This window comes from Streptomyces kebangsaanensis, assembly GCF_001906585.1.
In the GTDB taxonomy this organism is placed as follows: domain Bacteria; phylum Actinomycetota; class Actinomycetes; order Streptomycetales; family Streptomycetaceae; genus Streptomyces; species Streptomyces kebangsaanensis.
The window spans coordinates 1-5,063 of sequence record NZ_JUJA01000054.1; the positions used below are offsets into that span (position 1 = coordinate 1).

The following is a 5,063-nucleotide window of genomic DNA, read 5'->3' on the forward strand; positions in this document are numbered from 1 at the left end:
CAAGGTGCTCATCGCCAACCGTGGCGAAATCGCTGTCCGCGTGGCCCGGGCCTGCCGGGACGCCGGGATCGCGAGCGTGGCCGTCTACGCCGACCCGGACCGGGACGCTCTGCATGTCCGCGCCGCGGATGAGGCGTTCGCCCTGGGCGGTGACACCCCGGCCACCAGCTACCTGGACATCGACAAGGTCCTGAAGGCCGCCAAGGAATCCGGCGCGGACGCCATCCACCCCGGCTACGGCTTCCTCTCGGAGAACGCCGACTTCGCCCAGGCCGTCCTCGACGCCGGCCTGACCTGGATCGGCCCGCCCCCGCAGGCCATCCGCGACCTGGGCGACAAGGTCGCCGCCCGGCACATCGCCCAGCGCGCCGGCGCCCCCCTGGTCGCCGGCACCCCCGACCCCGTCGCCGGCGCCGACGAGGTCGTCGCCTTCGCCAAGCAGCACGGCCTGCCCATCGCCATCAAGGCCGCCTTCGGCGGCGGCGGCCGCGGCCTGAAGGTCGCCCGCACCCTGGAGGAGGTCCCCGAGCTGTACGACTCCGCCGTCCGCGAGGCCACCGCCGCCTTCGGCCGCGGCGAGTGCTTCGTCGAGCGCTACCTCGACCGCCCCCGCCACGTCGAGACCCAGTGCCTGGCCGACACCCACGGCAACGTCGTCGTCGTCTCCACCCGCGACTGCTCCCTGCAGCGCCGCCACCAAAAACTCGTCGAGGAGGCCCCCGCCCCCTTCCTCACCGACGAGCAGACCGCCGAGCTCTACCGCGCCTCCAAGGCCATCATGAAGGAGGCCGGCTACGTCGGCGCCGGCACCGTGGAATTCCTCGTCGGCCAGGACGGCACCATCTCCTTCCTCGAGGTCAACACCCGCCTGCAGGTCGAACACCCGGTCACCGAGGAGGTCGCCGGCCTCGACCTGGTCCGCGAGATGTTCCGCATCGCCGACGGCGAGCCGCTCGGCTACGACGACCCGCCGCTGCGCGGCCACTCCTTCGAGTTCCGCATCAACGGCGAGGACCCCGGCCGAGGCTTCCTGCCCGCCCCCGGCACCGTCACCCGCTTCGACGCGCCCACCGGCCCCGGCGTGCGCCTGGACGCCGGCGTGGAGTCCGGCTCCGTCATCGGCCCCGCCTGGGACTCCCTGCTCGCCAAGCTCATCGTCACCGGCCGCACCCGCGCCGAGGCCCTCCAGCGCGCCGCCCGCGCCCTGGACGAATTCCAGGTCGAGGGCATGGCCACCGCCCTGCCCTTCCACCGCGCGGTGGTGACCGACCCCGCCTTCGCCCCCGAACTCACCGGCAGCACCGAGCCGTTCACCGTCCACACCCGCTGGATCGAGACCGAGTTCACCAACGACATCAAGCCGTTCGCCGCCGCCGTGGACGGCGAGGCCGAGGAGGAGAGCAACCGCGAGACCGTCGTCGTCGAGGTCGGCGGCAAGCGCCTGGAGGTCTCCCTGCCCGCCTCCCTGGGCATGTCCCTGGCCCGCACCGGCCTGGCCGCCGGCGCCAAGCCCAAGCGCCGCGCCGCGAAGAAGACCGGCCCCGCCGCCTCCGGCGACACCCTCGCCTCCCCCATGCAGGGCACCATCGTCAAGGTCGCCGTCGAGGAGGGCCAGCAGGTCACCGAGGGCGACCTCGTCGTCGTCCTGGAGGCCATGAAGATGGAACAGCCCCTCAACGCCCACAGGAGCGGCACCGTCAAGGGCCTCACCGCCCAGGTCGGCGCCTCCCTCACCTCCGGCGCCCCCATCTGCGAAATCAAGGACTGAACCTGGAGACGGAGGGCCCGCCGGCCGCAGGGCGCGTCAGACGAAGGGGCGCGCCAAGCGGTTCATGGTGTCGACCACCAGCTCCCGCGGGTTGTGGGTCAGATCGCTTTCGATCCAGCGGCGCATCGTGATCCGCAGGGCCACGAGGAAGGCCGACGCCATGACCCCGGCGTCGAGGGCCGTGTCCACGTCCGCGTCCGCGGTGTGCCAACGCTCGGTGATCGCCTGGGTGAGCTCTGCCTCCAGGGCCGCGTACTTGGCGAGCTGACGGGCCAGCAGCGCGGGGTGGCGCAGCGCCATCCGAGTGCGTACGAGGGTCTCCCACTCCTGGGCACCGCTCTCCGGCAAGCGGTCCAGGACGGCGGTGCGCAGCGCGGTCCAGGCGGTCTCCTCGGCGGGGCGGGCGCGGAAGGCGGCCACCAGTTCATTGAGGTAGCGCTCGTCGCCCCACAGGACGGCGTCCTCCTTGGTGGCGAAGTAGTTGGAGAACGTCCGGCGTGAGATGCCCGCCGCGTCGGCCACCGCTTCGACGGTGACCGCGTCGAACCCCTGCTCCACGGTCAGACGCAGGGCCGCCTCGTGGACCGCCCGCCGCGTGGCGGCCTTCTTGCGCTCGCGTAGTCCCACTGTGCTCTCCATGGTGCCGCCATCCTACGAGAGCCGTGAAGATCTTGCGCAGCGGGCAAACTTGCCCACTGCGCATGTATTCTGAGCCGGTCGGCGTTCCCGGTCGCCCGTCCGGACCGCGTGGACGGCGCCTTCCGTCGCGCCGTCCTTCCGCCGGCCCTGGCCTGTTCATCTCGTTCTTCTTCATCCGGAGGTTTGCGCGTGAGTGCGCATACAACGGTCGCAGCCGGCCCCGAGGGCTCTGCGACCACGGACCACAAGCAGGTGCTGCGGGCCCTGAGCGGTCTGCTGACGGTGCTGTTCGCCGCGATGCTCAGCTCCACCGTGGTCTCGGTCGCACTGCCGCAGATCATCGGCTCGCTGAACGGCACGCAGTCGCAGTACACCTGGGTGGTCACCGCGACGCTGCTGGCCTCCACCGCCTCGACGCCGATCTGGGGCAAGCTGGCCGACCTCTTCAGCAAGAAGCTCCTGCTGCAGATCTCGATCGCGATCTTCGTGGTGGGTTCCCTGGGCGCCGGCTTCTCGCAGAACACCGGCCAGCTCATCGCCTTCCGTGCGGTGCAGGGCCTGGGCATGGGCGCGCTGCAGGTCCTGGTGCAGGTCGTCATCGCCGCGATGATCAGCCCCAGGGAGCGCGGCCGCTACAACGGCTATCTCGGCGGGGTCATGGCCGTCTCCACCGTCGGCGGCCCGCTGCTCGGCGGGCTGATCACCGACGTCTCCTGGCTGGGCTGGCGCTGGTGCTTCTTCATCGCCCTGCCCTTCACGGTCGTCGCGTCCTTCGCCCTCGCCCGCACCCTGCACCTGCAGGACGTCCGGCGTCCGGACACCAAGGTCGACTACTGGGGGGCCTCGCTCATCGCGGCCGGCGTCAGTCTCCTGCTGCTGTGGGTGACGTTCGTCGACAACTCGTTCGCCTGGCTGTCCTGGCAGACCGCCGCCATGGTGACCGGTGCCGTCGTGCTGCTCGGTGCGGCCGTGTGGGTCGAGTCCCGGGTTCCCGAGCCGGTCATCCCGCTGCACGTGATCAAGCGGCGTGACCCCGCCCTGGCCATCGTCGCGAGCCTGGCGGTCGGCATGGCGATGTTCGGCGGTGCCGTCTTCCTCGGCCAGTACTTCCAGATCGGACGCGGCTACTCGCCCACCGAGGCCGGCCTGCTGACCATGCCGATGATGGCCGGGGTGCTCGTCTCCTCCACGGTGGCGGGCCGGCTCGTCTCCAAGACCGGCAAGGTCAAGCCCGCCGTCGTGTCCGGTGTCATCGTCCTCACGCTCGGCTTCCTCGGCCTGTCCACGATCGACCACGAGACATCCCTCCTCTGGGTCTCGGCCGGCATGGCCGCGGTCGGTGTCGGCGTCGGTATGTCCATGCAGAACCTGGTCCTCGTCCTGCAGAACACCGTCCCGCTCAACGAACTCGGCGCGGCCAGCGGGGCCATCACCTTCTTCCGCTCCCTCGGCGGCACCATCGGAGTCTCGGTGCTCGGGGCGGTGCTCGCCAACACCGTGAGCACGAAGATCACCGAAGGGCTGACCAGGCTCGGCATCGAAGCCGGTGCGGGCGGCGGAGGATCCACCCTGAACATCAAGGCACTGCCGGCCCCGGTCCAGGAGGTCGTACGCACCGCCTACGGAGACGCCACCGGCAGCATCTTCCTGATCTCCGCGCTCATCGCCACGGTCGGTGTGATCGCCGCACTGCTCCTCACCCCGGCCACCCTCCGCGACAGCGTCGACCTGCCCGGCCGGGCCACCGACGACTGACACCCACCGCACTCGGGCCCGCTTCCGCAGCCCGGCCACCCGTTCACTCCGACGGGCGGCCGGGCTGCGGCCCTTTTCCCTTCCCACGTCAGCGGGCGGGTATCTGCGCGAGCCCGAGGGGGCCCTCCCCGCTCCGGCCGGCGTCATGCGGCAGGCGAGCCGCCCGACCGCGGACGGACGCCTCCGACCTGCTCGGCGACTACGCTGCATGGTCGGCCGAGTTCGCGCCGGCCGGCGCCCGGCCCGGACCGGTCCGGCCGGAGCGGCGGATCCGCGGAAGACGCGCCGAGGACAGCCAGAGGGCAGACAAGGGCAGACAAGGGCAGACAAGGGCAGACGAAGGACAGGGACAAGGAGCAGGCATGGACGCAGCAGCGTGGGACGAGCGGTACCGCGGCACCGAGCTCGTGTGGTCGGCTGCGCCCAACCGGTTCGTCGAACAGGAACTGGCCGCGCTCCGCCCCGCCGGCCGGGCGGTCGATCTGGCCGCCGGAGAGGGACGCAACGCGGTCTGGCTGGCGGAGCGGGGATGGCAGGTGGACGCCGTGGACTTCTCCGCCGTGGCGCTGGAGAAGGCCGAACGGCTGGCCACGGAGCGCGGGGTGCGGCTGCACACCGTCCGTACGGATCTGATGGCCTGGTCGCCTTCGGAGGCGGCGTACGGGCTGGCCCTCATCGCCTACCTCCACCTGCCGTGGCAGCAGATGGAACACGTGCTGCGGCAGGCGGCGCGCGCTGTCGGGCCGGGCGGGACCCTGCTGCTCGTCGGTCACGACACGGCCAATCTCCGGCACGGCCACGGCGGCCCGCAGGACCCGCGCGTGCTGTACACGGCCGAGCAGGTCGCCTCCCTGTGGCGGCCGTACGCCGACATCGTGCGGGCCGAGACCGTCGAGCGCCC

The 5,063-nt window shown here is 71.7% G+C and carries 4 protein-coding genes; 3 read left to right on the forward strand and 1 reads right to left on the reverse strand.

Annotated elements, in window-relative coordinates; all coding sequences use genetic code 11:
- Positions 1 to 1,768: acetyl/propionyl/methylcrotonyl-CoA carboxylase subunit alpha (locus tag RH94_RS07910; RefSeq protein ID WP_073945667.1), on the forward strand; the 1,768-nt coding region annotated here is incomplete at its 5' end.
- 36 nt (positions 1,769 to 1,804) lie between these two features.
- On the opposite strand, the gene RH94_RS07915 is transcribed toward RH94_RS07910, so the two are convergent.
- Positions 1,805 to 2,407, reverse strand: coding sequence for a TetR family transcriptional regulator (locus RH94_RS07915; RefSeq protein WP_073946923.1), 603 nt, complete (start codon positions 2,405 to 2,407; stop codon positions 1,805 to 1,807).
- Positions 2,408 to 2,596: 189 nt separating this feature from the next.
- Here RH94_RS07915 and RH94_RS07920 point away from each other — a divergent pair, with 189 nt between their 5' ends.
- Positions 2,597 to 4,162 carry an MDR family MFS transporter gene (locus RH94_RS07920; RefSeq protein WP_073946924.1) on the forward strand — a complete coding sequence of 522 codons (1,566 nt, stop codon included), beginning with the start codon at positions 2,597 to 2,599 and terminating at the stop codon, positions 4,160 to 4,162.
- A gap of 362 nt (positions 4,163 to 4,524) precedes the next feature.
- On the forward strand, positions 4,525 to 5,063 hold a 539-nt coding region (locus RH94_RS07925; RefSeq protein ID WP_107428657.1), incomplete at its 3' end, for a class I SAM-dependent methyltransferase.